This window comes from Amycolatopsis sp. lyj-112 (genome assembly GCF_046549055.1).
Lineage (GTDB): Bacteria > Actinomycetota > Actinomycetes > Mycobacteriales > Pseudonocardiaceae > Amycolatopsis.
Genome location: NZ_JAJPWS010000003.1, coordinates 483,677 through 510,380 on the forward strand (window position 1 = coordinate 483,677; position 26,704 = coordinate 510,380).

The following is a 26,704-nucleotide window of genomic DNA, read 5'->3' on the forward strand; positions in this document are numbered from 1 at the left end:
CGTCAGTGCACGACGTCGTCCACCGAGGGCGACTCGTTGCGGGACAGGTTGATGCCGAGGTTCGCCGCGGCGCGCTCGAGGTCCTCGTCGTCGGAGTCGCGCATCTCGATCGCGGCGCCATCGCTGGATAGCACCTCGACGTTGAGGCAGAGCGACTGGAGCTCCTTCAGGAGCACCTTGAACGACTCGGGGATACCCGGCTCGGGGATGTTCTCCCCCTTGACGATCGCCTCGTACACCTTCACGCGGCCGACCACGTCGTCCGACTTGATCGTCAGCAGTTCCTGCAGCGTGTAAGCCGCGCCGTAGGCCTGCATCGCCCAGCACTCCATCTCACCGAAGCGCTGGCCACCGAACTGCGCCTTACCACCCAGCGGCTGCTGCGTGATCATCGAGTACGGACCGGTGGACCGGGCGTGGATCTTGTCGTCGACAAGGTGGTGCAGCTTCAGGATGTACATGTAGCCGACGGCGACCGGGTACGGGTACGGCTCGCCGGAGCGGCCGTCCAGCAGCGTGGCCTTGCCGTTCTGCTTGACCATGCGCTCGCCGTCGCGGTTCGGCTTGGTCGCGCCGAGCAGCCCGGTGAGCTCCTCTTCCTTGGCGCCGTCGAACACCGGGGTGGAGGTGTTCGTGCCGGGCTCGACGTCGTAGAGCTCCTCGTTGAGGTTCTTCGCCCAGTCCGGGTTGCCCTCGATCTTCCAGCCCTGCGACGCCAGCCAGCCCAGGTGAAGCTCCAGGACCTGACCGATGTTCATACGACGCGGGACACCGTGGGTGTTCAGGATGATGTCGACGGGCGTGCCGTCCTCCATGAACGGCATGTCCTCGGCGGGGAGGATCTTGCCGATGACACCCTTGTTCCCGTGGCGGCCGGCGAGCTTGTCGCCCGGCTGGATCTTCCGCTTCTGGGCCACGTAGACGCGGACCAGTTCGTTGACGCCCGGGGGCAGCTCGTCGTCGTCCTCGCGCGAGAACACGCGGATGCCGATGACCTTGCCGGTCTCGCCGTGCGGCACCTTCAGCGAGGTGTCGCGGACTTCGCGGGCCTTCTCACCGAAGATCGCGCGGAGCAGGCGCTCTTCCGGCGTCAGTTCGGTCTCGCCCTTGGGCGTGACCTTGCCGACGAGGATGTCGCCGTCGCGGACCTCGGCACCGATGCGGATGATGCCTCGTTCGTCCAGGTCCGCTAGCACTTCTTCGGAGACGTTCGGGATGTCCCGGGTGATCTCCTCGGCGCCCAGCTTGGTGTCGCGGGCGTCGATCTCGTGCTCCTCGATGTGGATCGACGTCAGCACGTCGTCCTGCACCAGGCGCTCGGAGAGGATGATCGCGTCCTCGTAGTTGTGGCCCTCCCACGGCATGACCGCGACGAGCAGGTTCTTGCCGAGCGCCATCTCACCGTTCTCGGTGGACGGGCCGTCGGCGATGACCTGACCCTTTTCAACCCTGTCGCCCTCGTTCACGATCGGGCGGTGGTTGAAGCAGGTGCCGTGGTTGGAGCGGCGGAACTTGTACAGTCCGTAGCTCTTCCGCGTGCCGTCGTCGTGCATGACCGTGATCAGGTCGGCCGAAAGCTCCTCGACCACACCGGACTGCTCGGCGATGAGCACGTCACCGGCGTCCACCGCGGCACGCAGCTCCATGCCGGTACCGACCAGCGGGGCCGAGTTACGCAGCAGCGGAACGGCCTGACGCTGCATGTTCGCGCCCATCAGCGCGCGGTTCGCGTCGTCGTGCTCGAGGAACGGGATCATCGCCGTCGCGACCGAGACCATCTGTCGCGGCGAGACGTCCATGTAGTCCACGTCCAGCGGGTCGATCAGCTCGACCTCGCCGCCCTTCTTACGGACCAGGACGCGGTCTTCGACGAAGGTGCCGTCCTCGGAGATCGGCGCGTTCGCCTGCGCCTTCACGAAACGGTCTTCCTCGTCCGCGGTGAGGTAGTCGACCTGGTCGGTGACCCGGCCCTCGACGACCTTGCGGTACGGGGTCTCGATGAAACCGAACGGGTTGACCCGCGCGTACGAGCAGAGCGAGCCGATCAGGCCGATGTTCGGGCCTTCCGGCGTCTCGATCGGGCACATGCGGCCGTAGTGCGACGGGTGAACGTCACGGACCTCCATGCCGGCGCGCTCACGCGACAGACCACCGGGGCCGAGGGCGGACAGACGACGCTTGTGCGTCAGCCCCGACAGCGGGTTGTTCTGGTCCATGAACTGCGACAGCTGCGAAGTACCGAAGAACTCCTTGATCGCCGCCACGACGGGACGGATGTTGATCAGGGTCTGCGGCGTGATCGCTTCGACGTCCTGGGTGGTCATCCGCTCGCGGACGACGCGCTCCATCCGGGACAGACCGACCCGGATCTGGTTCTGGATGAGCTCGCCGACGGTGCGGAGACGACGGTTGCCGAAGTGGTCGATGTCGTCGGTCTCGACCGGGATGGTCTGGTCGCCGACGGTCACCTTGTCCTCGCCGGCGTGCAGCCGGACCAGGTACTCGATCGTCGAGACGATGTCCTCTTCGGTCAGCGTCCCGGTGTCGTACGGCGTGGTGAGGGCGAGCTTCTTGTTGACCTTGTACCGGCCGACCTTGGCCAGGTCATAGCGCTTCGGCTTGAAGAACAGGTTCTCCAGCAGCGTCTGCGCGCTCTCCTTGGTGGGGGGTTCGCCCGGGCGCAGCTTGCGGTAGATGTCGAGCAGCGCCTCATCGGTGCCGGCGGTGTGGTCCTTCTCGAGGGTGGCGAGCAGCGTCTCCGAGAAGGAGAAACGCTCACGGATCGCCTCGGTGGTCCAGCCGAGCGCCTTCAGCAGCACGGTGACGGGCTGGCGGCGCTTGCGGTCGATGCGGACGCCGACGGTGTCGCGCTTGTCGACGTCGAACTCGAGCCAGGCACCCCGGCTCGGGATGACGCGGACGTTGAAGACGTCCTTGTCGGTGGTCTTGTCGACGCTGGTGTCGAAGTACACGCCAGGCGAACGGACCAGCTGCGACACGACGACACGCTCGGTGCCGTTGATGACGAAGGTGCCCTTGTCGGTCATCACCGGGAAGTCGCCCATGAAGACCGTCTGGCTCTTGATCTCGCCGGTGTTGTTGTTCACGAACTCGGCGGTCACGAACAACGGGGCCGCGTACGTCATGTCCTTGTCCTTGCACTCCTCGACGGAGGCCTTGACCTCGTCGAAGCGCGGGTCGGAGAAGGACAGCGACATGGATCCGGAGAAGTCTTCGATCGGCGAGATCTCGTTGAGGACCTCTTCCAGGCCACCGACCGGGTTTTCTTCACCTTCTTCGACGCGGCGTTCGAACCACGCCTCGTCGCCGGTGAACCATTCGAAGGACCTGATCTGCACGTCGAGCAGGTTCGGGGTGCTGAGCGGCTCGCGAATCTTTGCGAAGGAGACCCGTGTGGGGGCTCCCGGGATTCCCGTGGACTCCGAGCGAGATACAGCCGAGGTGGTCGCAGCAGTGGCCTGGTTCGCGGGAGAGACTGCCAAGATGCGTCCTTCCGGGGACAATGAGCGGTGAGCAGCCGTGTCAGCAACAGCTGATGCGGTCTGTCAAGGGTGCCGTGTGCCCACTACTCTAACTACCGGCTCCGGGCAGCCTGAAAGAGGGCAGCGCAAAGAAGCAGTCTAGCCCGAACGTCACGGTATGTCCAGGGGGCGCTCCTGATGGGGCCCAGCCTGCATCGCAACGTCTTCAGGTATGCCTCTCCTCGGCTTCCCCGGACCGTCCCTCCCGCAAGGGCACCGCCGGTTCTCACCGTTGGCAGTAAGCGTGACCCCAGGCGGGCTCGGAGTCAAGATGCCACGCAGTGGTCCCGCCGGTTGGCGCAGCGTCGAAGAAGCCACGCACAGGGTGACGAACGGCGGCGCTCATCCCGGTTACCGCCCGATACCCGCAGGTGACGGCCTCGGGGTGCCGACCTGCGTTTAGCCCCCAAATCGCGATCCGGCGGGCGGAGCGATCCGCAGAGTCACCAGTCGGGGACGTCAGGTCCGGCGAGGGACCGCTCTCGTGTGGCCGCTGTGACCGGTGAGCCGTCTGATGCGGCACACAGGAAAGGCCCCCAGATCGCGATTTGGGGGCTAAACGCAAGTCCGGGCGCCTGCGGGCTGGAGTCGGGCGGCGTTAGGCCGTGAGGGCCACCCTCAGGGACTCTGAGTCCCTGAGGGTGGCCCTCACGGCGATCACGACGCTTGCGCACGGGCGGGAGGGTCTGACGCAAGTAGAGGACTAATCGCGGCCGTCATCGCTCGCGGCACCGACGGTCGAGACCGAGGGCACCGGATCGCGATTTGGGGGCTAAACGCAGGTCCGGGCTACTTGCTGGGGGCGGGGGAAGCGGGGGCCGAGGGGGCAGGGGCGCCGGGGGTGGGCGGAGCGGCGTAGGTGTTCATCGCCGTGATCTTCCACTTGTCGCTCTGCAGCTCGGCGTTCAAGTGAAGCTGCGCGCTCCCGGCGGTGGTCTTGTTCGTGTCGGCCCGTGTCGAGCTCTGGTCGACGAACACCATCACGTCGGCCCGGTCGCCCTCCAGCCGGATGACGGCGCTGCGGGTGACCTTGCAGGTCACGACCATCTTCTGCTGCGGAGCGAGCCGCTTGACCTCGCCCATCAGCAGGTTGTACTTCGCCCGGACGTCGTCGTTGACCAGCAGATCGCCCGCCGCGGTCTCGGTCTTCGCGATGTTGTTGTAGTCGTACGAGAAGAGCGCCTCGGTCGCCTTCGCGACCTGGTCCTTGACCTGCGCGGTCTTCGCGACGTCCAGCAGCGCGGTGTTGTCCGTCGAGTTCGACACGTCGTCGCCCTGGATCTTGAAGAGCACCGCGGCCGCGGCCAGCAGCAACCCGACGACGACCAGCGCGCCCGCCAGCACCAGCTGCCTGGACACCGGCCGCTTCGTCTTCACCGGCTCCGCATCGGAGGCAGAACCGGCGGCCTCCGCCTCGGCCTCTTCGATGTCGTCCGGCTTCGCCTGGACGGCGGCGCGAGCCTTCGCGCGCGGGCTGGGCTTCGCGGGCGTCTCGTCGTCTTCAGGAGCCTCAGCGTCTTCGGCGGTCTCAGCGTCTTCAGTGGCTTCAGTGGCCTCAGGAGCCTCGGTGACCTCAACAGCCTCCGGAACCTCCTCCACGGCGATCTCGTCGGCCTCAGGAGCCTCTGGGGCCTCGACAGCGGCGACCTCGGGCTCCGGACGCGGCGCGGGTCGCGGCGACGGACGCCGGACCGGAGCAGGCGTCTCCTCCGAAACCTCGGAAACGGAGTCCACGGAGTCGACAGACGAGGCCGGCGACTCGGCGGCACCGGGCCGGCGCAGACCGGCCACCCGGGGGCGGCGCACCGGCGGAGTGCTGCGAGGGGGCTGGCGGCGGGAGGGGGGCACTACAGGACTCCGTTCTAGGTGACGCTCTTACTGGCCGGCCGCGACGAGGGGCACGTTGTCGATCCCGGACAGCTTCCACTCCTCGCCGACCCGGGTCATCGAGACCTCCAGGCGCAGCGCCTTCGAGCTCGATTTGTCGCCTTGGGTGACCTGGGTGGTGATGGCGGCGAGGAAGCTCGCCTTGCCCTCGTGGTCGTCGAGTTCCTCGACCGCGATGTCCTGGATCGTGGTCGCGACCTTGGTCTTCGCGTCGCCGAGCGCCTTGCGATACGTCGGCTCCAGCTGCTTCAGCTGCTCGGCCATCTTGTCGTCGGAGACGGCCTTCTGCCGGTTGAAGAACTCGTCGAGGTTCTCGAAGTCGACCTCGGTGTAGGCCTTGATCGCGGTGCCGCCCGCCTTGACGACGTCGTCCCGCGAGCGAGCCAGATCGGCGTTGTCGTCGGCGGAGGCCACCGCCCACAGGGCACCGAAGATCGCAGCGGCGATGAACGCCGCGAGCGCGAACGCCGCCGCGCCAAGGACCAGGGTCCGCGATCGGGAAGAACTCATGACACTCCAGGGTAGGTATGCGGTCTCGTACTCAGCCGGGCAGGCCCAGCAACGCTCCGAGGCTGGTCAGGCTGACACCCGGGCTCTGCAGGACGCTCGGCATGCCCTGCGCCGCACGCAGGCTCGCCAGTTCCTCGGCCGAGCGGCCGGCGTTCGCGGCGACCTCGCCCTGCGACGGGATCTGCGGAACACCGTTGTACGGCACGTTCTGCGAGCCGCGCACGTTGATCGGGCTGCCCTTCGGCTCGGCGCAGTACGCGTCGTCCTTCGGCGGGCGCACCGTCGTGTCGGTGCCTTCGCGGTACTTGTCGAGCCCGACGTAGCCCTTCGTGCAGGACGGCGGGTTGAACAGGTTGAGCGCGAGCCCGAGGTGCGCGGTGCCGTCCTTGGCGACGCTGTTCGCGCCCGCGGCCAGCACCGGGTAGGTCACCAGGCCCTGCTCGAGGCCGTCGAGCCGGGTCACCAGCAGGTTCGACGTCGTGAGCAGGTTCGCGGTCAGCGCGCCGAGTCCCGGACCGGATTCCGCGAGGACCTCGCTGATCTGGGTCGCGACCTGCGGCGTGATCCCGATCAGCTTCCGGATGTCGGCGTCGGAGTTCTTGAGCTGGCCGGACAGCTTGTTGAGGTCGGCGCTGAACGACTTCATGGAGCTCGCCATGTCGTTCTGCGTGTCGAGGACCTGGCCGCCCTTCTCCAGCAGCTGGACGGTCTGCGGCAGGTACTCCTGCGCCGTCGCGGTGAAGCTGCGGGCGGTGTCGAGCAGCGTCTGCAGGTCCGGGCCGGTGCCGTTGAAGGCGTTGTACGACTCGTCGACGACCTTGCGCAGCGAATCGGTCGGGACGGACGCCGCGAGGCTGTCGAGGTCGCCGATGAGCTGTTCGGTGGGCACCGGGGTCTTGACCTTGTCGGCCGGGATGACCGACCCGGTCCGCAGGAAAGGCCCGGCATCGCCGCGGGGCCGCAGGTCGACGAACTGCTCGCCGACCGCGGACCGGTTCGCGACGACGGCGTCGAGGTCGCTCGGCACCTGCGGGGCGTCCGGGGCGATGTTGAGGTCGGCTTCCAGCCCGGTCTTGGTCAGGCGCAGTTCGCCGACGCGGCCGATGTTGAAGCCGCGGTAGGTGACCTCGGCGTTCTGGAAGATGCCGCCCGACTGCTTGAGTTCGAGCTTCACCGTGTAGCCCTCGTTGCCGAAGACCTGGCCGAGGCCGGCGAACCGGATCAGCGCGTACACGATGGCGACGACGGAGATGATCACGAAAGCGACCAGCTGGATCTTCGTCCTGCGGATCAGCATCAGCCCGCACCTCCCGACAGCAGCCCGAAGATTCCGGCGGGTCCGGTCTGTTGCGGTTGCCCGCCGCCCTGCGGCGCCCCCGCCTGGTTACCGGCGACACCGCCGACGCTGTCCGGGATCGGCAGCGGCGGATTCACCCCCGGCCCTTCGGTCCCGCCGGTCAGCCCGGGCACCGGGATGACGTCCTTGAGCGGGTTTTCGCGGCTGCGGCCGAGGTTCGCGAGGATCTCGTTGAGATTCAGGTCGACCTTCGCGAACAGGTTGAAGTAGTCGCCCTTGACGCCGTCGTAGGAGGCGTCGCTGAACGGGAAGGTCAACAGGATCTCCAGCGCCTTGGGCAGATCCGAACCCGCCTCGCCGAGCTTCTGCAGCGTCGGCTGCAGGGCCTTGAGGTCGGCGACGAGGTCGTCCTTGCTCTTGTTCACCGTGTCGGTGGCGACGCCGGAGAGGTTGTTGAGCGCGTTGAGCATGGTCACCAGCTGGCCGCGCTGCTGTTCGAGCACGCCGAGGCCGGGCCCGAGGTTGTCGACCGCGCCGACCAGCTTGTCCTTCTGGCCGTTCAGCGTGAGCGAGAGCCGGTTCAGCCCGTCGAGTGCCCGCGTGATGTTCGCGGACTGCTTGTCCAGGTTCGTCACCAGCTGGTTGGTGTTGTTGAGCAGCGCCTTGAGTTCCGGCGCGCGGCCGCTCGTGGCGTTGTTGAGTTCCTTGGTGATCGTGTTGAGCTGCTCCACGCCACCGCCGTTGAGCAGCAGCGAAAGCGCGCCGAGCAGCTCCTCGACCTCGACGCTGCGGTTCGTGCGGCCCAGCGGGATCACCGCGTTGTCGGCGAGCTTGCCCTGTCCGTCGGCGGGTGCGGCCAGCTCGACGTATTTCTCACCGAGCAGGCTCGACTGCCTGACGTTGGCCAGCGCGTTCGCCGGCAGTTTCACCGCACCGTTGACCCGGAGGGTGACTTCGGCGTTCCAGCCGTCCTGGGTCAGCCCGATCGCTTCGACCCGGCCGATGGCGACGTCGTTGACCTTCACCCCGGCCTGCGGGGTCAGGTCGAGCACGTCGCGGAACTGCACCTTGACCGTGTACGGGTGGTCGCCGAGTTCGGCGCCACCGGGCAGCGGGATGTCGTAGATCCCGCTGAACCCGCAGCCGCTCAGGGTCAGCGCGGCGACCGTTCCGGCAGCAATGAGAGCGAGAGTCCTCTTCTTCATCACTTCGCCGCCGTTCCATAGAGCTGACCCGCGATGGGCAGCGGAAGCGGCGGCAGCTGGCCCGCCTGAGAGGACTGGATCACCTGCGCGATCGACGGCAGCGGCACCAGCCCGTCGACCAGCCCGGCGATCCCCTTGCACGCGTCACCCAGCACGTCGAGCGCCTCCGGGGTCTGCTTGAGCAGGTTGCACACCATCACCAGCGGCGGCTGGGTGAGCTCGTTGAGGTTGGCCCGCGCGTCGAGCGTGCCCGACGAGGCGTTGTAGGTGTTGACCAGGTTCCCGAGGCCGACCGGGGCGACGTCGAGGATCTCGGCGAGCGCGCCGCGCTGGTCGACGAGCACCTTGGTCACACTGGCCAGCTTGTCCACATTGGACTTGAGCCGGTCGCGGTTCTTCTCGACGAACGCCTGCACCGCGGTGAGTGTGTCGGACAGCTGTTTCACCGTGGCCGCGAGGTTTTCCCGCTCCCCCGAGAGGAATCCGCTGACGTCGGCGAGCTGCCGCTCGAAGTCGCGGACCTGCTTGTCGCTGTTCACCAGCGTCTGGGAGAAGGAGCCGAGGTTCTCGACGGTCTTGAACAGGTCGTCCTTGTTGCCCGACAACGTTCCCGCGGCCTGGCCGAGTTTGGTGATCGTGTCGTGCAGTGCCTGCCCGTTGCCGTCGAAGTTCTTCGCGGCGGTGTCGAGCAGGTCCGAAAGCGAACCGTTCTTGTTGGCGCCGTTGGGTCCGAGCGATTTGCTGACCCGGGAGAGGCTGGCGGCGAGTTCGTCGACTTCGAGGGGCACCTCGGTGCGGTCCAGGCCGATGACGGCGCCGTCGTCGATCCGCGCGCCGCCCTTGTAGGCCGGGGCGAGCTGCACGTAGCGGTCGCTGACCAGCGACGGCGACACGATGATCGCCTTCGCGTCGGCTGGCACCGCCACCGTGCGGTCGTATTCGAGTTCGACGCGGACCTGGTTGCCCATCGGCTGGATCCGGGTGATGGTGCCCATGTCGACGCCGAGCATGCGGACGCTGTTGCCCTCGTAAAGGCCGACGGTACCGGCGAAGTAGGCGGTCAGGTGGTTGCGGCCGGCGTCCTTGAGGGTCCACCACAGCGCGCCGGCGACCACGAGCGCGAGGACGATCGCCACGGTGAACCCGCGGGTCAGCGATTGTCCGAGACGGGTACTCATTTCTCGTAGCACCCCTTCTCGTTGATCGGCCCGAACGACGGCAGGACCAGCCCGCAGATGTAGTTGTCGAACCAGCGGCCGTTGCCGATCGTGTTCGTGAACACCCGGATGAACGGCGCGAACCGGGCGATGCCCTGGCCGAGGGCGTCCTGGTTGCGCTGCAGCATCGACGTCAGCTGGTCGAGCTGGGTGAGCACCGGGTCGAGCTGCTGGTCGTTGTCGTCGACCAGGCCCTTCAGCTGGGTGGCGAGGTTGCGCGAACCGTCCAGGAGCGCGGAGATCGCGTCCTTGCGGCGGGACACCTCGCCGAGCAGCTTGTTGCCGTCGGACAGGAGCTTCTGGAACTCGGCGTCGCGGTCGACCAGCGTCTGCGAGACCTGCCGCGTGTTGGAGAGCAGGTTCGCCAGCTGCGAGTCGCGCGTGGCGATCGTGTCCGAAAGGCGCGAAAGGCCGGTCAGGGCGCCCTTCACGTCGGCCGGGGTGTCGGCGAAGGTCTGCGAGATGACGTCGAAGCTCTGTGCCAGCTGCGTGGTGTCGATGTCGTCGACGGTCTGCGAAAGCCCACGGAAGGCGTCGAGCACGTCGAACGGCGACATCGTGCGCTCACGCGGGATGGTCGCGCTCGGGTCGAGGTTGCGCTGCCCCTGCGGGTCGAGCGCGAGGTACTTCTGGCCGAGGACGGTCTTGATCTTGATCGCCGCGCTGGTCTTGTCGCCCAGCCAGGCGTCCTTCACTTTGAAGGAGACCCGGACCTTGTCGCCGTCGAGTTCGATGTCGGAGACCTTGCCGACCTTCACCCCGGCGACGCGGACGTCGTTGTCCTTCTGCAGGCCCGAGGTCTCGGCGAAGTCCGCGCTGTAGGTCGTCCCGCCACCGATCACGGGCAGGTCCTCGGAGTTGAGCGCGGCGAGGAAACCGAGCAGCAGCACCGAAATACCGACGAGCGCGATCGGGATCGGATTGCGTTTCTGGAAGGACTTCATGCCGTGCACCTCGCCCGGTTCACCGGCAGCAGCGGCAGGTTGATCGGCTCGTTGATCAGCGGAGGCAGGGCGACGGCTCCTGTCAGTTCACAGGCGAAGAAGTTGAACCAGGAGCCGTAGTCGGCGGTGCGGGTCAGCGCCGTCACCTTCTGCGGCAGGAACTGGATGAAGTGCTCGACGATCGGCTGGCTGTCGTTGAGGTTCTTCGTCAGCGTGCCGAGCGCGGCGATGTCCTGCTTGAGCGGCTCGCGAGCTTCGCCGAGCAGGCCGGACGTCGTCTGCGCGAGGCCGCCGAGCGATTCGATGGCGTCGCCGATCGGCTCGCGGTCCGCGGCCAGCCCGGAGACCAGCTGCTGCAGCTTGACGATCAGGTCGTTCAGCTGCGGCGTGTGCTGGTTGACCGTGTCGAGCACCGAGTTCAGGTTGTCGATGACCTCACCGATCACCTGGTCCTTGTCGGCGATCGTGGTGGCCAGCGACGCGGTGTGCTGCAGCAGGCTTTCGATCGTGCCGCCCTCACCCTGCAGGACCTGGATGACCTCGTAGGACAGCTTGTTGATGTCGTCCGGGTTGAGCGCGGTGAACAGCGGCTTGAAGCCGTTGAACAGCTGTGTCAGGTCCAGCGCCGGCTTGGTCCGCTCCAGCGGGATGTTGCCGCCGGGCGCCAGAGTCTTGCCGGAGGTGTCGGTGCCCTGTTCGAGCGAGACGTAGCGCTGGCCGACCAGGTTCCGGAACTTGATCTGCGCGAGCACCCCGGCGGGCAGCTTGCGGCCGGCGTCGACTTCGAACTCGACCTCGGCCTGGCGCCGGTCGACGATGCGGACCTCCTTGACCTGCCCGACCCGGACCCCCGCGATGCGGACGTCGTCGTTGGGCAGCACCAAGGTCGCGTCGGTGAACCGCGCCTTGTAGGCGTTGGTGCTGGTGGTGTTGATGTTGGCGATGCTGATCCCGAGGATCGTGGTGAACAGCACCGTCACCACGACGAACACGCAGAGATTGATCAGCGGAGCGAGCAATCCCCTCACTGGACGTGCACCTCCGCCCCACGGTAGAGCGGACCGACGAGCAGCGAGCCCCAGCCGGGCACCTCGGCGGCGTCCATCCCGACCTGCGGGGCGACCAGCTGCGCGAGGAAGTCGGACTCGGACGTGCTGTAAGCCGGGTTACCGGCGGGAGCGCCGCCGCCGTTTCCGTTGTAGCCGCCGTAGTTGGCGAAGTTGTTGGACGGCGAGAGACCGTCGTTGGTCGAGCGGGCCGGCGGCTTGTGCGTCGTGCCGTCCTGGATCGGGCCGTCCGGCGGGTCCTGCGGGAACGGGTCCGGGAACTGCTTCAGGTCGTAACAACGCGGTCCGCGCTTGTCCTCGAACTTCGGCTCGTCCTTGCCCGGCAGGTACGGGCCGCGGTTGACGGTGATCTCGATGGTCGCGTGCAGCCCGGGCCGATTGGTCCCCTTGCCGAGCGCCTGGTCGATCTTCGGCAGCACCCCGGCCATCTGCCCCATCACGCACGGGTACTCCGGCGCGTACTTCGCCAGCAGCTCCGCCGTCGGGCGGGCGGTGTCGGCGAGGCGGATCAGGTTGTCGGCGTTGTTCTGCAGGAAGGTCTGCAGGTCCACCGAGGCCTGGGTGACGCTTCCGTAGAGGTTCGCCAGGTTCATCTTCTGGTCCACCACGGTGCGCGTGGTCGTGCTCAGGTTGTCCAAGGTCTGCACCAGATCCGGGGCGACGGCGTTGAGGTTGTCCGAGAACTCCGCGAGCTCCTTGAGGTTCTGCTGGAGCTTGGGCTCGTGCGGGTTCAGGTCGCCGACGTAGGTGCCCAGTTTCGCCAGGGTGTCGCCGAGCTGGTCGCCGCGGCCGTTGAGCGCGGTGGAAATGGCGGAAAGGGTGCTCGACAGTTTCTGCGGCTGGACCGCCTGCAGCACCGGCATCAGATGCGAGAACGCCTGCTCGAGTTCGACCGCGCTGGACGTGCGGTCCTGCGTGATGACGTCGCCCTCGGCGATCGTCGTCGTCGAAGGGGCGTCCGGGATCTCAAGGGAAACGAACCGCTCACCGAACAGCGTCTTCGGCAGGAATCGCGCCGAAACGTTCTGGGGGATCAGTTTCGCCGACTCCGGGGTCAGCGCGAGCGTGAGTTCGGCACCGTCCGGCGTCGCGGCGATGTCCCGCACCGAGCCGACGATCAGCCCGCGCACCTTCACGTCGGACTGCACCAGCAGCTGGTTCCCGATACTGCTCGACTGGAGTTTCACCTTGACCACGGGCGTGAACGCCCTTTGGTACAGCGCGATGCTCAGCGCCACCCCGCCGATGAGCACGGCGACCAAGAGCAGGCCCAGAAGCCTGCGCCGCACAGTCGCGATCATCCTGCGATCCTCACCGTGACGTCGGTTCCCCAGATCGCGAAACCGATGAAGAAGTTCATGATGGACACCGTGACGATGCTCAGCCGGACCGCCTTACCGACCGCCACACCGACACCGGCGGGGCCACCGGTGGCCCGGTAACCGAAATAGCAATGGGACAGGATGATCAGGACGCTGAACAACAGCACCTTGATGAACGAATAGAGCACATCCTGTGGAGGTAGGAAGAGGTCGAAATAATGGTCGTAGGTACCCGCTGACTGGTTGTAGATATAGATAACGACCAAGCGGGACGCCAGATACGAACTCAGCAGCCCGATCACGTACAGCGGGATGACCGCGACGAACCCCGCGATGATCCGCGTGGTCACCAGATACGGCAGGCTGGGGACGCCCATGACCTCGAGCGCGTCGATCTCCTCAGAGATCCGCATCGCGCCCAGCTGGGCGGTGAACCCGGCGCCGACCGTCGCGGAAAGGGCGAGCCCCGCGACCAGCGGGGCGATCTCGCGGGTGTTGAAGAACGCGGTCAGGAAGCCGGTGAAGGCCGACGTGCCGATCGAGTTCAGCGCCGAATAGCCCTGCAGGCCGACGAGGACACCGGTGAACAAGGTCAGGCCGACCATGACGCCGACCGTGCCGCCGATGACCGCGAGCGAGCCGGAACCGAAGCTCACCTCGGCCAGCAGCCGCAGGACCTCTTTGGTGTAGCGGCGGAGTGTCCTCGGCGTCCACAGCAAAGCGCGGCCGTAGAAGGACATCTGGTCACCGAGGTTGTCCAGAGTCTGCAAAGGACGGTTGGCGACCCGCTTGGCGCCCTGGAGAAAAGTCATCAGTCCAGCTTTCCGGGCACGATCTGCAGGTAGATCAGCGTGATCACGAAGTTCACCACGAACAGCATGAGGAACGTGATGACGACCGCTTGGTTCACCGCGTCCCCGACGCCCTTCGGGCCGCCGGACGGATTAAGTCCCCGATAGGAGGCGACGACGGCGGCGATGAAGCCGAAGATCAGCGCCTTCAGCTCACCCACCCAAAGGTCGGGTAGCTGTGCCAGCGCGGAGAAACTCGCCAGGTACGCACCCGGCGTCCCGCCCTGGAGCACGACGTTGAAGAAGTAGCCGCCGAGCACGCCGATGACGCTGACCATGCCGTTCAGCAGGAGCGCGACGAGCATCATCGCCAGCACACGCGGCACGATCAGCCGCTGCACCGCGGAGACGCCGAGCACCTCCATCGCGTCGATCTCTTCACGGATCGTCCGCGCGCCGATGTCGGCACAGACCGCGCTACCGCCGGCGCCCGCCACCAGCAGCGCGGTGACCAGCGGACTGGCCTGCTGCACGGTGGCGAGCACCGAACCGGCGCCGGTGTAGGACTGGGCGCCCAGCTGGCGGGCGAGCGAACCGAACTGCAACGAGATGACAGCGCCGAACGGGATCGCGACGAGCGCCGTCGGCAGGATCGTGACGCTCGCGATGAACCAGGCCTGCTGGATGAACTCCCGCAGCTGGAACGGGCGTTGGAAGATGCCACGAACGATGTCGAGGCCCAAGGCGAACAGGTTCCCGGTCTCGCGCAGCATGCCGATTCCGGGGATCTTCGCCGATGAAGCGGGAGAACTCACGCGCCACCTGACCCCGGATCATGTGGCCGCAAGCGGTGGTTGCCCGCTCTCCCGGGATGCGGGATGTGGGCGACCTGGTCGTCGGGCAACTGGCCTTGGTGGTGGCTCGGCACCGGGCCGGAGTCGGCGGGCGCGGACTGCTGCGACCGGGCTCCGGCGGTGGCGAGCCGCTCCGGGCGGACGCCGTACCGCTGCTGCTCCTCCGGCGAGAGCGACTCGATGATGCTCTGCTGCGCCTCGTGCGGAAGACCGGACAGGATCTGCATGACCCGGTCCTTACGGCGGACCGCGCCCATCCGGGTCGGCACACCGGGCGTCGGCTGCATCTGCGGCGGCACACCGGTGACGTCCTCGACACCACCCGCGTGGTGACCGGCCTCGAACAACGCGCGCTCGGCGGCGAGCTGAGCCGAGTCCTTCTCCTCGCTCATGCCGATCGGGCCGTCCATCTTGCCGTTGAGGAACTGCTTGACGACCGGCTCCTCGCTGGTCAGCAGCACCTCGCGCGGGCCGAACATGACCAGTTCCTTGCGGAACAGCATGCCCAGGTTGTCCGGAACGGTGCGGGCGAGGTTGATGTTGTGCGTGACGATCAGGAACGTCGCGTCGATCTGCGCGTTGACATCGAGGAAGAGCTGGGAGATATAGGTGGTGCGGACCGGGTCCAGACCGGAGTCCGGCTCGTCGACCAGGATGATCTGCGGGTCGAGCACCAGGGCGCGGGCGAGGCCGGCGCGCTTGCGCATACCGCCGGAGATCTCGCCGGGCAGCTTCTTGTCGGCGCCGGTGAGACCGGTCATCTCGAGCTTCTCGAGCACGATCCGGCGGACCTCGGTCTCCGACTTCTTCGTGTGCTCCCGCAAGGGGAACGCCACGTTGTCGTAGAGGTTCATCGAGCCGAACAGCGCACCGTCCTGGAAGAGGACGCCGAAGAGCTTTCGCACCTCGTAAAGCTGGTGTTCGGAGCACGTCACGATGTCGACGCCGTTGATCATGCATCGGCCGCGGTCGGGCTTGAGCAGCCCGATCATCGACTTCAGGAAAACGGACTTACCGGTTCCGGACGGACCGAGCATCGCCGAAACCTCGCCCGGAGGCAGGGTCAGCGTGACGTCCCGCCAGATGGCCTGCTTACCGAAGGACTTACTCAGACCTTCGATGACCACCTCGGCACCCATCGCACCTCCAGGAGCTGTTCCGCGTCGTCGCGCACTGCCGTCCCGCGCCACTGGCTCGGGAGAACGCACGCGTCCGCGCAGCGATACCCGCGTCAACCAGGTGCAACGAGCTGAGTCCGAACAGGTTACTCACGAGTTTTCTTTTCTGGCCAGACCCGCGGGTAACTTTTCGCGCAGCCCGCTACCGGCCCGTGCACCGCTAGCGGCACCGTAGTGCACGTCACTCGGGCGCGCAGATCCACAACTCCCCGTCCCGCCCCAGGTCGAGGCGCCGACGGATCGCGATTAGGGGGCGAAACGCAGGTCGGGCGGGGGCCTGGAGACAGCGAAAGGGGCGGGCACCCGTGATGGATGCCCGCCCCTTCGGCGATGCTGCGGTAGGCGCTGACGCGCCCGAGATCACTTGATGGTGATCTTGGCGCCCGCGGCCTCGAGCTTGTCCTTGGCGGCCTCGGCGGCCTCCTTGTCGACCTTCTCCAGGAGGGCCTTGGGAGCGGCCTCGACCAGCTCCTTGGCCTCCTTCAGGCCCAGACCCGAGACGACCTCACGGACGACCTTGATGACCTGGATCTTCTTCTCGCCGGCGGACTCGAGAACGACGTCGAACTCGTCCTGCTCCTCGACCGGCGCGGCAGCGGCGGCACCCGGGCCGGCGGCGGCGACGGCGACCGGGGCGGCAGCGGTCACGTCGAAGGTGGTCTCGAACTCCTTGACGAAATCGGACAGCTCAAGAAGGGTGAGCTCCTTGAAAGCGTCGATCAGCTCGGTGGTGCTCAGCTTCGCCATGGTGGCTTTCCTCTCTGAAACGAACTAAAAGTTCGAGGTGGGGGTTGTTCAGCTCTCGGCGGGTGCTTCGGCTGCTTCGGTACCGGCGTTGCGCTGCTTGTCCTCCAGCGCGGCAGCCAGGCGAGCGACCTGGGACGCCGGCGCCTGGAACAGCGCGGCGGCCTGGGAAAGCTTCGCCTTGAACGCGCCCGCCGCCTTGGCGAGCAGGACCTCACGGCTGTCGAGATCGGCGATCTGGTTGATCTCGGCCACGGACAGCGTCTTGCCGTCCATGAAGCCGCCCTTGATCACAAGCGCGTTGTTGTCCTTCGCGAAGTCGCGAAGCGCCTTCGCGGCGTCAACAGCTTCACCTTCGACAAAGGCGATGGCGGTCGGGCCGACGAACAGGTCTTCGAGGCCCTCGATGCCCGCGTCCGTGGCGGCACGCTTGACGAGGGTGTTCTTCGCGACCCGGTACTTGGCACTGGTGCCGAGAGCGCGGCGCAGCTGGGACAGCTGGGACACGGAGAGGCCGGTGTACTGGGTAACGACTGTGGCCGAGCTGCTGCGGAAACTCTCCGCGATCTCGGCGACGGCCGCCTCCTTATCGGGCTTCGCCATGGTCGCCTCCTCTCTTGGCTAGTGGCCACTGGCCTTGAGAGCCCTGAAACGACGAAACGCCCCAGCGCAGACAGGCGCGGGGCGTCGGGGCACACGATGACGAGCATCGCGGGCGAGCCTCGTTCCTCCTGCGCGGGTCGCCCGCCCTAGCGGGGCCTTCGTTCTCCAGGCCAGATGACCAGGAGAAGACCAGCGGTCTTCGGTAGAACCTCGATAAGAATACGACACCCCTCTGACCTCCTCACACACCCCCTCCCAAGTTGCGTTCAGCTCGCTAAACGCGACCGGCGGAGTTCCCCGGCGGTGTCGCGGGGCATCATGGTGACGTGGCGGAGCAGCGTGATGACGGAAAGCCGGGCAACGAGCCCGGCACGGACATCGAGCCCAAGGCGGGAGGTCAGCCCGCGCCTCGGATCGACGAGGAGCAGCTGCGCCAGTTCCAGCAGTTTCAGCAGTTCCAGGACTATCTGAAGTTCACCGAGGCGCAGAAGCAGGGCCTCACGCCGTCCGAGCCCGCGCAGCCCCTGACCCAGCACTACGGAGGGCAACCTCCGGCGCCTCCGGGACCACCTCCCGGCGAGCTCGTCAAGCCGCCCCGGCCGCGCGCCCCACGCTGGCTGCGGCGCCTGGGCGGCAAGGTCGTCGCCTGGCTGATCGCGATCCTGCTCATCGCCATCGCGGGCACCATCGTCTACCGGCAGATCTTCCCGAGTGACGAAGGCAAGACGTCGGAGCAGATCGCCGCGGAGGGTGGCGGCAGGTACCGCACCAACCACGTCTTCTCGACGAGCCCGTACGAAGCCGTCCGGTTCGTCTATCACAACGTCGCGCAGGGCCGGGTCGACGACGCGTGCGGCCGGTTCGAAGAGAACATCCAGACGACCTTCGCCCTCGACCTGGGCTACGAGGATTGCCGTCTCGCCGTCGAGGGCCTGCACGCCCAGGTGACCAAGAAGAACGACTACGCGGAATCGCTGCCGTCCTACACGTCCGTGCCGGTCGAGGGGACCACCCTGACCATCGACTCGTGCACCTATGCCGTCAAGGGCGGCCCCGCGCTCGGCACGTTCACCGTCACCCAGGTCGACAAGGGCCAGTGGCTGATCACCAGGCACGCCCCCGGCCCCAAGATCTGCCCCCCGCCGCCCCCGTCCACCACCCCCCGCTGACTTGCGTTTCGCCCCCATATCGCGATCAGGTCGCCGGGCCGGACAGATCGCGATATGGGGGCTAAACGCAAGTCAGAGGTCGTGCGAGGTGAGGAAGCCGGTCAGGGCGGAGCCGAAGGCGGGGTGCAGGACCGCGGTCATGTGGTCGCCGGGGATCCGGACCAGCCGGGCGCCCGCGATGGCGGCGGCCAGGCGTTCGGGTTCGGCGGCCAGCGGGTCGGTGTCGCCGGCGAGGATCAGCGTCGGCACTGCGATCGCCGTCAGGTCCAGTTTCGGGTTCGCCGTCCCACGGGCGACGGCGGCCAGCGCGACCCGGTCCGCGCGGACTGCCTCGGCCAGCGCCCTGAACGGCGCCGACGACGGCGGCAGCGTCGAAGGGTCCGAAGCGAGCAGCGCCTCGCTGATCGCCTCCGGCGTCACGACTCGCGTGTCCACGCCGCCGAAGTCGACGATCCCCGAGCCGACGCCGCCGATCGCGAGGCACCGGATCCGCGGGTCGGCGGCCACCGCGCCGAGCGCGATCATCGCGCCCATCGAGTAGCCGACCATCGACACCTCGTCGAGCCCCAGCTCGTCGAGCAGCGCGGAGACGTCGCGGACCATCGCGTTGTCGCCGTAGCTCGCCTCGTCATGCGGCTTCGCCGACCGCCCGTGCCCCCGCGCGTCGAGGCTGATCACGGTCAGCCCCGCCACCTGGAGGGTGGAGACGACGCCGGGCGCGATCCAGTTGGCGTTCGTGTCGGCGGCGAATCCGTGCTGCAGGAGCACCGGACGTCCTTCGCCCTCCCACACGGTGTAGCTCAGCTGGAGCCCGTCGAACGACGCGAAAGTAGGCATGCCCTTCAGCAAACACGAAAAAGGGGCGGCCCCGCTGTAGCGGGACCGCCCCTTCATCAGTGATGTGTGACTCAGAGCCGGTGGCGGAGCTGGGCGGCAGCGGAAATCAGCCACACAGGTCCACAACAGACAATCAGACTTACGCTTCCTCGGAGAGGAGGTTGCGGGTCCGGGAGGGGTCGACCGGGATACCCGGGCCCATCGTCGTGGAGACGACGACCTTGCGCAGGTAACGGCCCTTGGCCGACGACGGCTTGGCGCGGAGGACCTCGTCCAGCGCGGCCGCGTAGTTCTCCACCAGCTTCTCGGTGTCGAACGACGCCTTGCCGATCACGAAGTGCAGGTTGGCCTGCTTGTCGACGCGGAAGTTGATCTTACCGCCCTTGATGTCCGAGACGGCCTTCGCGACCGCGGGGGTCACGGTGCCGGTCTTCGGGTTCGGCATCAGGCCACGCGGGCCGAGGATGCGGGCGATGCGCCCGACCTTCGCCATCTGGTCCGGCGTCGCGATCGCGGCGTCGAAGTCGAGCCAGCCACCCTGGATGCGCTCGATCAGTTCGTCGGTGCCGACCACGTCCGCGCCGGCGGCCTCGGCCTCGGCGGCCTTGTCGCCGACGGCGAAGACGATGACGCGAGCGGTCTTACCGGTGCCGTGCGGCAGGTTCACGGTGCCGCGGACCATCTGGTCGGCCTTACGAGGGTCGACACCGAGGCGCATGGCGACCTCGACGGTGGCGTCCATCTTCGTCTTGGAGGTCTCCTTGGCCAGCTTCGCGGCCTCGAGCGGGGCGTACAGCCGCTCACGGTCCACCAGCTCAAGGGCCTGACGGTAGGCCTTGCTGTGCTTGGTCATGCTTCTGTCCTTAACTCTTCAAACGGATCAGTGTGGTGCTTGAGCCGGCACGGGCTCTCCCACGTGGTGCTGGAAAAAAGCTCAGTCGACGACCGTGATGCCCATGGAGCGGGCGGTGCCGGCGATGATCTTCGCGGCCTGGTCGACGTCGTGCGCGTTCAGGTCGGATTCCTTGGTCTTCGCGATGTCGCGGACCTGGTCCCAAGTGACCTTGGCGACCTTGGTCTTGTGCGGCTCGCCGGAGCCCTTCTCCACGCCCGCGGCCTTCAGCAGCAGCTTCGCGGCCGGCGGCGTCTTGAGCTTGAAGTCGAACGAACGGTCTTCGTACACGGAGATCTCGACCGGGACGACGTCCCCGCGCTGCGACTCGGTCGCGGCGTTGTAGGCCTTGCAGAACTCCATGATGTTGACGCCGTGCTGACCCAGCGCGGGGCCGACCGGCGGCGCGGGGTTGGCCGCACCGGCCTTGATCTGCAGCTTGATGATCGCCGCAAGCTTCTTCTTCTTGGGTGGCATTTCGTTTGTTCCTTCTTACTGACTTTGAGTCCCCCGCACACCTGCCAGTACGCGGGGACTGCCGGCCGTCTGGCGGCCGTCAGATCTTGGAGACCTGGGTGAACGACAGCTCGACCGGGGTCTCCCGGCCGAAGATCGACACCAGGACCTTCAGCTTCTGCCCGTCCACGTTGACCTCGGAGATCGTCGCGGGCAGCGTCGCGAACGGGCCGTCCATGACGGTGACCGACTCGCCGATCTCGAAGTCGACCTCGACCGCGGGGCCGCCCAGCTGCGACTCGGCGGAGGAGTCTCCCTTGCCGGACTTGGCGGGTGCGGCGGCCTCGACCTTGGGGGCGAGGAACTTCAGCACCTCTTCCACGGTCAGCGGCGACGGACGCGAGGTGGCTCCGACGAACCCGGTGACGCCCGGCGTGTTGCGCACCGCGCTCCACGAGGCGTCGTTGAGGTCCATCCGGACCAGGATGTAACCGGGCAGCACCTTGCGCTGCACCAGCTTGCGCTGGCCGTTCTTGATCTCGGTGACCTCTTCGGTCGGGACCTCGATCTGGAAGATGTAGTCCTCGACGTCCAGCGTCTGCGTACGGGTCTCGAGGTTGGTCTTCACCTTGTTCTCGTAACCCGCGTACGAGTGCACGACGTACCACTCGCCGGGAGCGGCGTTGAGTTCCGCGCGCAGCTTGGCGACCGGGTCGACGTCCTCTTCCTCGGCCTCTTCGGCGGGGGCGGCGTCTTCGGTCTCGTCGGAAGCCTCTTCGGCCTCCGCGACATCTCCGGATTCGTCGACCTCGTCGCCTGCGGCTGGCACCTCGACGGAGTCCAGGTGCTCGGACTGCTCGTCGCCGAGTGCCGCGTGCACCTGCTCGTCGGAAAGCTCGGTCAGCTCATGACCGGCTGCTGTGCCGTTTTCGGAGGTCACGTTCCGTCCTCTCAGTTGATCGCTTGCCGTGGCGTAAGGCAGGCGTGCGATGTGCTACAAGACATCGCCGACGATTGCCTCAGCCGAAAACGGCACCGACGACCTCTTTGAAGGCCAGGTCGAGGCCGCTCACCAGCGCCACCATGAACACCACGAAGACCAGTACCACCGCGGTGTAGGTGACCATCTGCTTGCGGTTCGGCCAGATGACCTTGCGCAGCTCGGCCCAGACCTCGCGGACGAACCGCATGAGGCGGGCGAAGATCGACGCCTGCTTCGGTTTGCGGTCGCGCTTGGGGGTCGCCGTGCCTTTGGCGTCCTTGGCTTTGTCGGTCTTGTCCCCGGCCTTCGCCTTGCCGGCGGGGCGGGTCTTGTCGTCCGACTTCGCGTCGGCTTTACCGGATGGGCGCGCGGACGCGCGGCGCTCACGCCGGGCAGCGGCGGTCAGGGGACGGGACTGCTCCTCGGGCTTCTGCCCGGCGCCGTCCCGCGCCTTATCGCCGTTGGCGTCGCTGTCGCTCACGACCACTCCTCCGCCTTCACCAGTTCGCTTACGCAGGGGTGACAGGACTTGAACCTGCAACCTGCGGTTTTGGAGACCGCTGCTCTGCCAATTGAGCTACACCCCTTTGAAGCCCCGCTGTCTGGGGCTCCCGAGGACACATTCCAGCATCCCCACCGCCGTGGCGGGGATGACCGTAGTGCGTTCCAAGACCAGAAGTCTACGGTAACCCCCGAACAGCTTCGCAACCGCGCCCCTCGAACCGGCGCGGAGCAGCCTTCCGTGAGGAAACTCCCCCGCGGCCGACCTCATGATCGTGCCACGATGTCGCCATGAGCGCTCCCGCACCCTCGTCCTCCCGCGTTTCGGCCCGGATCGGCGGCATCACACCGTCGGCGACGCTGGCTGTCGACGCGAAGGCGAGGGAGCTCAAAGCGCAGGGCCGGCCGGTGATCGGGTTCGGTGCGGGTCAGCCGGACTTCCCCACCCCGGACAACGTGCTCGAAGCCGCGGAGGCGGCCGTGCGGGATCGCGGGAACCACGGTTACACGGCGGCGGGCGGGCTGCCGGAGCTGCGCGAGGCGATCGCGGCGAAGACCGTCCGCGACTCCGGGTTCGACGTTGGTCACCAGGACCCGGGGCGTGTCCTGGTGACCAACGGCGGCAAGCAGGCGGTCTACTCGGCCTTCGCGACGCTGCTCGACCCAGGCGACGAAGTGCTGCTGCCAGCGCCGTACTGGACGACGTATCCGGAGTCGATCGTGCTCGCCGGCGGCGTTCCGGTGCAGGTCACCGCGGACGAGACGACGGGCTACCTGGTCACCGTCGAGCAGCTCGAAGCCGCCAGGACGCCGCGCACGAAGGTGTTGCTGTTCGTCTCGCCGTCGAACCCGACCGGAGCGGTGTACCCGCGCGAGCAGGTCGAGGCGATCGGGCGCTGGGCGCACGAGAACGGCCTTTGGGTGATCACCGACGAGATTTACGAGCACCTGGTCTACGACGGCGCCGAAGCACCCTCGATGCCCGTCGTGGTGCCGGAACTCGCGGACCGGACGGTGGTGCTCAACGGCGTCGCGAAGACGTACTCGATGACCGGCTGGCGGGTGGGCTGGCTGATCGGTCCGCAGGACGTCGTCAAGGCCGCGACGGCGTACCAGTCGCATCTGTGCGGCAACGTTTCGAACGTGGCGCAGCGGGCCGCGCTGGCGGCGGTGAGCGGGCCGCTCGACGCCGTTTTCGCGATGCGCTCGGCGTTCGATACGCGACGTAAAAGGGCGCTTTCCCTGCTGTCCGCGATCCCGGGTGTCGAGATTCCGGTGCCACTCGGCGCCTTCTACCTGTACCCGTCGATGAAAGCCCTGCTGGGCAAGGAGATCCGCGGCGAACGACCGGCCGATACGGTGGCCCTCGCCGACCTGATCCTGCGTGAGGCCGAGGTCGCCGTGGTCCCCGGTGAGGCGTTCGGGACGCCCGGGTACTTCCGGATTTCCTATGCGCTGGCGGAAGACGATCTGGTCGAAGGGATCACCAGGATGGCGGACCTGCTCGCCGAAGCACGGTGACCGCTATGCGCCTGGGAATCACCCTTCCGCAGTACGGTCCACTTGCGACGATGGACGCCGTCGCGGGTTTCGCGACGGCCGCCGAGGAACTCGGCTACACGTCACTCTGGGTCGGCGATCGGGTACTGACCCCGGTCTCGCCGTCGGACCTCTATCCGGGCGGCACGCCCGAACGGCCGTATCCGCCCGAATTCGTCACCTTCGCCGACCCGCTGATCCTGCTGACGGTCGCGGCCGGCGCCACGAAGACGGTGCGGCTGGGAACCAGCACGCTCACCGGGACGGTGTATCCCGCCGTGCTGCTCGCCAGGATGCTCACTTCACTGGATCAGGTGAGCGGCGGCCGCTTGGACGTCGGCCTGGGCACCGGCTGGCTCCGGGACGAATACACCGCGACCGGCACGCCGTGGAAGGGCCGCGGCAAGCAGCTGGAGGAGCTGCTCGACGTCCTTCGGGAGTTCTGGACCGGCGATCCGGTCGAGCACAAGGGCGAGCGCTGGCAGATCCCCGCGTCGAAGGTGGGTCTGCGGCCCGCGCAACGCCCGCATCCGCCGGTACTGCTGGGCGGGCTGTCGGCGGCGGCGCTGGACCGCGTCGGCCGCCGCGCGGACGGCTGGCTGCCCGCCGGGCTGCCCGCGCCCCGTCTCGCGAAGCTCTGGGATACCGTGGTGGGCGCCGCCGAGAAGGCCGGCCGGGATCCCGGGACACTGCGCCGGGTGCTGCGGATCAACCCGAAGCCCGGCACGGATCTCAAGGACGTCGCGGCGCAGTTGGCCGCGGCTTCCGAAACCGGGATCGGCGAGGCCTTCGTCGACCCGCACTACCTGGCCCGCGACGTCGACCACGCCCTCGACATCGCCGCCGAGCTGCGCGCTCTCGTCCCGAACGACTGAAGGCCCCTCCCCTGGCGGGAAGAGGCCTTCAGAGGGCTCAGGATTCGCCGTCGGCCAGTTGGATGAGCGCGTGGGCCTTCGCGGCGTACTTCCAGTTGCCGAGGTCCCGGACGGTCTTGATCTTGAGTTCCGCGAGGAGTTCGTCATGCTTCGAGGTCAGACCCTCGAGCGCGGACGGCGGTGCGTCCAGCAGCTCGTTGATGCTCTTGTCCTCCCACGCCTTGTCGACCAGCTTGTTCAAGTTCAGGCTCACGTCTTTCGCCTTTCCTCGGGGCTAGGTACGTGCCCAACCCTGAACTTGATCCACGATCTAAGCAACCGGTGATCACCCGTTCACGCGAAGTTCACCGACGGTAGTACCGATGACAAATGTGACCTGGCTCGCGTACAACGAATGGGTGACGCAGCGGAGAACTGGCGGCGGCTGTCTGTTCCTGGTGATCGTGCTGTCCGTTCTGGGGATCGCCTATCACCTGTGGGAGAGCGGCACGTCGGACACGCCACCGGGGGTCAGCACGCCGGGCGGAGCGGGCCGATACGTGGCGATGGGCGATTCGTACACGTCTTCGCCCGGGACCGGGCGGCCGACAGGGACGCCCAAGGGGTGCGATCGCTCGGACAACAACTACCCGAACCTGCTGTCGGCGAAGCTGCGTCCCGCGGAGTTCGCCGACGTCAGCTGCGGTGGCGCCACCACCGAGCACCTCACCGGCGAACAGAAGACCCGCGACGGCACGAACGCGGCACAGCTCGACGCCATCAACGGCGACACCACCCTGGTGACCGTCGGGATCGGTGGCAACGACGTGGGCTTCGTCGGCTTCGCCGCCCAATGCGCGACGCAGCACTCGACCGCTTCGCCCTGCAAGACCCAGCTCACCGCAGGCGGACGTGATCAGCTCGCCGAGCGGATCAAGGCCGCGACCGACCGGCTCGGCGGGATCCTCGATCAGATCCGCGCGAAGGCGTCCGAAGCCCGCATCGTGGTCGTCGGGTACCCGACCGTGCTTCCGGACGACGACAGCGGCTGCTGGCCGGTCCTGCCGGTGGGCGCCGGGGACGTCGCCTACTTCCGAGACTCGCTGGAGCGGCTGAACACCGCGCTGCAGGAGACCGCGAAGTCGCACGAAGCAGGCTTCGCCGACATGTCGACCGCGAGCAAGGGGCGCGACATGTGCAGCGCCGCGAACCGGCGCTGGGTCGAAGGCCCCGCGCCCGCCGTCCCCGCGGCTCCGCTGCATCCGAACGCGCGAGGTGAGGAAGGCATGGCGGAGGTCATCCAGAAGCTGCTGAAGCTCCCCTGACCTGACTGACCTGACTGACCTGCGGAAAGAGAGCAAGGGACCTTTGCTACCGCTTACTTAGGCACGCTAAGCGAGCGGGAGCAAAGGTCCCTTGCTCCTGTTTCGGGTCAGGCTCGGACGACCACTTGGGCCTTGCCCAGGATGGCCTTGCCGTCGAACTTGGCGGTGATGTCGATCCGGGCGGTGCCGTCGTCGTTGACCACGGCGACCTTGCCGGTGAACTCGACCCGCGCCGCGCCGTCGCTGGGCACGACCACGGGGCGGGTGAAGCGCGCGAAGTAGTCGATGAGACGTCCCGGGTCACCGAGCCAGTCGGTGACGAGCCGCGAGCCGAGCGCCATGGTCAGCATCCCGTGCGCGATGACGTCCGGGAGCCCGACGTTCTTGGCGAAGGGTTCGTTCCAGTGGATGGGGTTGAAGTCCAGCGAAGCCCCGGCGTAGCGCACCAGCTGTTCCCTGGTGATGTCGACGGTCAGCGGCGTCAGCTCTTCCCCGGCGGTGAACGTGCTCACGCGCCCTCCCCTCGGACCACGAGCTGGGCGTGCGTGGTGGCGATCGAGCCGCCGTCGGCGCCGGCGATCTCGGCGCGCAGGTTGATGAAGTCGTTCCCGGCGCGGGCCATGATGCCGTCGATATGCGTGGTGAGCGACAGGACGTCGCCCGCGTGCACCGGCCGCACATAGGTGAAGCGCTGGTCGCCGTGGACCATCCGCGAATAGTCGAGGCCGAGCTCGGGGTCGGTGACGATCGCGTTGATCGAGGCGAGGTTGATGATCGTGAGGAACGTCGGCGGCGCGATGACGTCGGGATACCCGGCCGCCTTCGCCGCTTCGGCGTCGCGATAGAGCGGGTTGCCGTCGCCGAGTGCGTCGGCGAACTCCCGGATCTTCTCGCGGCTCACTTCATAGGTGCTTGTCGGCGGGTACACCCGCCCGGTGAACGACTGGTCCAAGGCCACCCGAGCAGGCTACAGAACCCCTACAAAGCA

The 26,704-nt window shown here is 67.3% G+C and carries 26 protein-coding genes and 1 tRNA gene; 4 read left to right on the forward strand and 23 right to left on the reverse strand.

Annotated elements, in window-relative coordinates; all coding sequences use genetic code 11:
• Window positions 1–2 precede the first annotated feature (2 nt).
• The 14 genes from ACLJRL_RS14355 to rplJ all read right to left on the reverse strand — a co-directional run bounded on the left by ACLJRL_RS14355 (window position 3) and on the right by rplJ (window position 17,161).
• Window positions 3–3,503 carry a DNA-directed RNA polymerase subunit beta gene (locus ACLJRL_RS14355; RefSeq protein WP_410656616.1) on the reverse strand — a complete coding sequence of 1,167 codons (3,501 nt, stop codon included), beginning with the start codon at window positions 3,501–3,503 and terminating at the stop codon, window positions 3–5.
• 828 nt (window positions 3,504–4,331) lie between these two features.
• On the reverse strand, window positions 4,332–5,390 hold the full coding sequence (locus tag ACLJRL_RS14360; RefSeq protein WP_410656617.1) for a hypothetical protein: 1,059 nt from the start codon (window positions 5,388–5,390) through the stop codon (window positions 4,332–4,334).
• Window positions 5,391–5,417: 27 nt separating this feature from the next.
• Entirely contained in the window at window positions 5,418–5,939 is a 522-nt protein-coding gene (locus ACLJRL_RS14365; protein ID WP_410656618.1) for a hypothetical protein, read from the reverse strand.
• Between the two features lie 31 nt (window positions 5,940–5,970).
• A complete protein-coding gene (locus ACLJRL_RS14370; RefSeq protein ID WP_410656619.1) occupies window positions 5,971–7,236 on the reverse strand; it encodes an MlaD family protein in 1,266 nt (421 codons plus the stop codon).
• Window positions 7,236–8,441, reverse strand: a complete 1,206-nt coding sequence (locus ACLJRL_RS14375; protein WP_410656620.1) for an MCE family protein — start codon at window positions 8,439–8,441, stop codon at window positions 7,236–7,238. Before ACLJRL_RS14375 ends, ACLJRL_RS14370 begins: the two co-directional genes overlap by 1 nt.
• A complete protein-coding gene (locus tag ACLJRL_RS14380) occupies window positions 8,441–9,619 on the reverse strand; it encodes an MCE family protein (RefSeq protein WP_410656621.1) in 1,179 nt (392 codons plus the stop codon). Before ACLJRL_RS14380 ends, ACLJRL_RS14375 begins: the two co-directional genes overlap by 1 nt.
• Complete coding sequence (locus tag ACLJRL_RS14385) at window positions 9,616–10,602, reverse strand: MCE family protein (protein ID WP_410656622.1); 987 nt, start codon at window positions 10,600–10,602, stop codon at window positions 9,616–9,618. The genes ACLJRL_RS14380 and ACLJRL_RS14385 overlap by 4 nt, the downstream gene beginning before the upstream one ends.
• A complete protein-coding gene (locus ACLJRL_RS14390) occupies window positions 10,599–11,630 on the reverse strand; it encodes an MCE family protein (RefSeq protein WP_410656623.1) in 1,032 nt (343 codons plus the stop codon). The genes ACLJRL_RS14385 and ACLJRL_RS14390 overlap by 4 nt, the downstream gene beginning before the upstream one ends.
• Window positions 11,627–12,970 carry an MCE family protein gene (locus ACLJRL_RS14395; RefSeq protein WP_410656624.1) on the reverse strand — a complete coding sequence of 448 codons (1,344 nt, stop codon included), beginning with the start codon at window positions 12,968–12,970 and terminating at the stop codon, window positions 11,627–11,629. The genes ACLJRL_RS14390 and ACLJRL_RS14395 overlap by 4 nt, the downstream gene beginning before the upstream one ends.
• Window positions 12,967–13,803 carry an MlaE family ABC transporter permease gene (locus tag ACLJRL_RS14400; RefSeq protein WP_410656625.1) on the reverse strand — a complete coding sequence of 279 codons (837 nt, stop codon included), beginning with the start codon at window positions 13,801–13,803 and terminating at the stop codon, window positions 12,967–12,969. Before ACLJRL_RS14400 ends, ACLJRL_RS14395 begins: the two co-directional genes overlap by 4 nt.
• Complete coding sequence (locus tag ACLJRL_RS14405) at window positions 13,803–14,555, reverse strand: MlaE family ABC transporter permease (protein ID WP_101612142.1); 753 nt, start codon at window positions 14,553–14,555, stop codon at window positions 13,803–13,805. The genes ACLJRL_RS14400 and ACLJRL_RS14405 overlap by 1 nt, the downstream gene beginning before the upstream one ends.
• A 38-nt stretch (window positions 14,556–14,593) precedes the next feature.
• Window positions 14,594–15,775: an ABC transporter ATP-binding protein gene (locus ACLJRL_RS14410; RefSeq protein ID WP_410656626.1), complete on the reverse strand. Its 1,182-nt coding sequence runs from the start codon at window positions 15,773–15,775 to the stop codon at window positions 14,594–14,596.
• Window positions 15,776–16,174: 399 nt separating this feature from the next.
• Entirely contained in the window at window positions 16,175–16,561 is a 387-nt protein-coding gene (rplL, locus tag ACLJRL_RS14415; RefSeq protein WP_410656627.1) for a 50S ribosomal protein L7/L12, read from the reverse strand.
• 48 nt (window positions 16,562–16,609) lie between these two features.
• Window positions 16,610–17,161, reverse strand: coding sequence for a 50S ribosomal protein L10 (gene rplJ, locus ACLJRL_RS14420; RefSeq protein WP_410656628.1), 552 nt, complete (start codon window positions 17,159–17,161; stop codon window positions 16,610–16,612).
• A 326-nt stretch (window positions 17,162–17,487) separates the two neighbouring features.
• On the opposite strand from rplJ, the gene ACLJRL_RS14425 reads away from it, so the two are divergent.
• Entirely contained in the window at window positions 17,488–18,330 is an 843-nt protein-coding gene (locus tag ACLJRL_RS14425; RefSeq protein ID WP_410656629.1) for a hypothetical protein, read from the forward strand.
• Window positions 18,331–18,402: 72 nt separating this feature from the next.
• On the opposite strand, the gene ACLJRL_RS14430 is transcribed toward ACLJRL_RS14425, so the two are convergent.
• From ACLJRL_RS14430 to ACLJRL_RS14455, 6 genes are all read right to left on the reverse strand, one after another.
• On the reverse strand, window positions 18,403–19,167 hold the full coding sequence (locus tag ACLJRL_RS14430) for an alpha/beta fold hydrolase (protein ID WP_410656630.1): 765 nt from the start codon (window positions 19,165–19,167) through the stop codon (window positions 18,403–18,405).
• Window positions 19,168–19,306: 139 nt separating this feature from the next.
• Entirely contained in the window at window positions 19,307–20,020 is a 714-nt protein-coding gene (gene rplA / locus ACLJRL_RS14435; protein WP_410656631.1) for a 50S ribosomal protein L1, read from the reverse strand.
• Window positions 20,021–20,101: 81 nt separating this feature from the next.
• The gene (gene rplK, locus ACLJRL_RS14440) at window positions 20,102–20,536 is read right to left on the reverse strand and encodes a 50S ribosomal protein L11 (RefSeq protein ID WP_076164368.1); all 435 of its coding nucleotides are present in this window, start codon (window positions 20,534–20,536) and stop codon (window positions 20,102–20,104) included.
• Window positions 20,537–20,615: 79 nt separating this feature from the next.
• Window positions 20,616–21,455, reverse strand: coding sequence for a transcription termination/antitermination protein NusG (gene nusG, locus ACLJRL_RS14445; protein ID WP_410656632.1), 840 nt, complete (start codon window positions 21,453–21,455; stop codon window positions 20,616–20,618).
• A 79-nt stretch (window positions 21,456–21,534) separates the two neighbouring features.
• A complete protein-coding gene (gene secE, locus ACLJRL_RS14450; RefSeq protein WP_410656633.1) occupies window positions 21,535–21,984 on the reverse strand; it encodes a preprotein translocase subunit SecE in 450 nt (149 codons plus the stop codon).
• A gap of 27 nt (window positions 21,985–22,011) precedes the next feature.
• Window positions 22,012–22,084, reverse strand: a tRNA-Trp gene (locus ACLJRL_RS14455).
• 205 nt (window positions 22,085–22,289) lie between these two features.
• On the opposite strand from ACLJRL_RS14455, the gene ACLJRL_RS14460 reads away from it, so the two are divergent.
• Together ACLJRL_RS14460 and ACLJRL_RS14465 are read left to right on the forward strand one after the other, a co-directional pair.
• Complete coding sequence (locus ACLJRL_RS14460; RefSeq protein ID WP_410656634.1) at window positions 22,290–23,519, forward strand: pyridoxal phosphate-dependent aminotransferase; 1,230 nt, start codon at window positions 22,290–22,292, stop codon at window positions 23,517–23,519.
• Window positions 23,516–24,412 carry a TIGR03619 family F420-dependent LLM class oxidoreductase gene (locus ACLJRL_RS14465; protein ID WP_410656635.1) on the forward strand — a complete coding sequence of 299 codons (897 nt, stop codon included), beginning with the start codon at window positions 23,516–23,518 and terminating at the stop codon, window positions 24,410–24,412. Before ACLJRL_RS14460 ends, ACLJRL_RS14465 begins: the two co-directional genes overlap by 4 nt.
• Before the next feature lie 37 nt (window positions 24,413–24,449).
• Here ACLJRL_RS14465 and ACLJRL_RS14470 read toward each other — a convergent pair whose 3' ends face one another.
• Window positions 24,450–24,665 carry a hypothetical protein gene (locus tag ACLJRL_RS14470; RefSeq protein WP_410656636.1) on the reverse strand — a complete coding sequence of 72 codons (216 nt, stop codon included), beginning with the start codon at window positions 24,663–24,665 and terminating at the stop codon, window positions 24,450–24,452.
• Window positions 24,666–24,783: 118 nt separating this feature from the next.
• Here ACLJRL_RS14470 and ACLJRL_RS14475 point away from each other — a divergent pair, with 118 nt between their 5' ends.
• Complete coding sequence (locus ACLJRL_RS14475) at window positions 24,784–25,716, forward strand: SGNH/GDSL hydrolase family protein (RefSeq protein WP_410656927.1); 933 nt, start codon at window positions 24,784–24,786, stop codon at window positions 25,714–25,716.
• A 107-nt stretch (window positions 25,717–25,823) separates the two neighbouring features.
• Here the strand turns inward: ACLJRL_RS14475 and ACLJRL_RS14480 are convergent, their stop codons facing one another.
• Window positions 25,824–26,228 carry a MaoC/PaaZ C-terminal domain-containing protein gene (locus ACLJRL_RS14480; RefSeq protein ID WP_410656637.1) on the reverse strand — a complete coding sequence of 135 codons (405 nt, stop codon included), beginning with the start codon at window positions 26,226–26,228 and terminating at the stop codon, window positions 25,824–25,826.
• Window positions 26,225–26,674: a MaoC family dehydratase N-terminal domain-containing protein gene (locus tag ACLJRL_RS14485; protein ID WP_410656638.1), complete on the reverse strand. Its 450-nt coding sequence runs from the start codon at window positions 26,672–26,674 to the stop codon at window positions 26,225–26,227. Before ACLJRL_RS14485 ends, ACLJRL_RS14480 begins: the two co-directional genes overlap by 4 nt.
• Between the last annotated feature and the right edge of the window lie 30 nt (window positions 26,675–26,704).

Excerpts from the sequence above, each read along its gene's own strand:
- ACLJRL_RS14365 (WP_410656618.1), bottom strand. The coding sequence starts at position 5,939 with ATGAGTTCTTCCCGATCGCGGACCCTGGTCCTTGGCGCGGCGGCGTTC.
- ACLJRL_RS14370 (WP_410656619.1), bottom strand. The coding sequence starts at position 7,236 with ATGCTGATCCGCAGGACGAAGATCCAGCTGGTCGCTTTCGTGATCATC.
- ACLJRL_RS14375 (WP_410656620.1), bottom strand. The coding sequence starts at position 8,441 with ATGAAGAAGAGGACTCTCGCTCTCATTGCTGCCGGAACGGTCGCCGCG.
- ACLJRL_RS14380 (WP_410656621.1), bottom strand. The coding sequence starts at position 9,619 with ATGAGTACCCGTCTCGGACAATCGCTGACCCGCGGGTTCACCGTGGCG.
- ACLJRL_RS14385 (WP_410656622.1), bottom strand. The coding sequence starts at position 10,602 with ATGAAGTCCTTCCAGAAACGCAATCCGATCCCGATCGCGCTCGTCGGT.
- ACLJRL_RS14395 (WP_410656624.1), bottom strand. The coding sequence starts at position 12,970 with ATGATCGCGACTGTGCGGCGCAGGCTTCTGGGCCTGCTCTTGGTCGCC.
- ACLJRL_RS14400 (WP_410656625.1), bottom strand. The coding sequence starts at position 13,803 with ATGACTTTTCTCCAGGGCGCCAAGCGGGTCGCCAACCGTCCTTTGCAG.
- ACLJRL_RS14405 (WP_101612142.1), bottom strand. The coding sequence starts at position 14,555 with ATGCTGCGCGAGACCGGGAACCTGTTCGCCTTGGGCCTCGACATCGTT.
- ACLJRL_RS14410 (WP_410656626.1), bottom strand. The coding sequence starts at position 15,775 with ATGGGTGCCGAGGTGGTCATCGAAGGTCTGAGTAAGTCCTTCGGTAAG.
- rplL (WP_410656627.1), bottom strand. The coding sequence starts at position 16,561 with ATGGCGAAGCTGAGCACCACCGAGCTGATCGACGCTTTCAAGGAGCTC.
- rplJ (WP_410656628.1), bottom strand. The coding sequence starts at position 17,161 with ATGGCGAAGCCCGATAAGGAGGCGGCCGTCGCCGAGATCGCGGAGAGT.
- ACLJRL_RS14430 (WP_410656630.1), bottom strand. The coding sequence starts at position 19,167 with ATGCCTACTTTCGCGTCGTTCGACGGGCTCCAGCTGAGCTACACCGTG.
- rplA (WP_410656631.1), bottom strand. The coding sequence starts at position 20,020 with ATGACCAAGCACAGCAAGGCCTACCGTCAGGCCCTTGAGCTGGTGGAC.
- rplK (WP_076164368.1), bottom strand. The coding sequence starts at position 20,536 with ATGCCACCCAAGAAGAAGAAGCTTGCGGCGATCATCAAGCTGCAGATC.
- ACLJRL_RS14460 (WP_410656634.1), top strand. The coding sequence starts at position 22,290 with ATGAGCGCTCCCGCACCCTCGTCCTCCCGCGTTTCGGCCCGGATCGGC.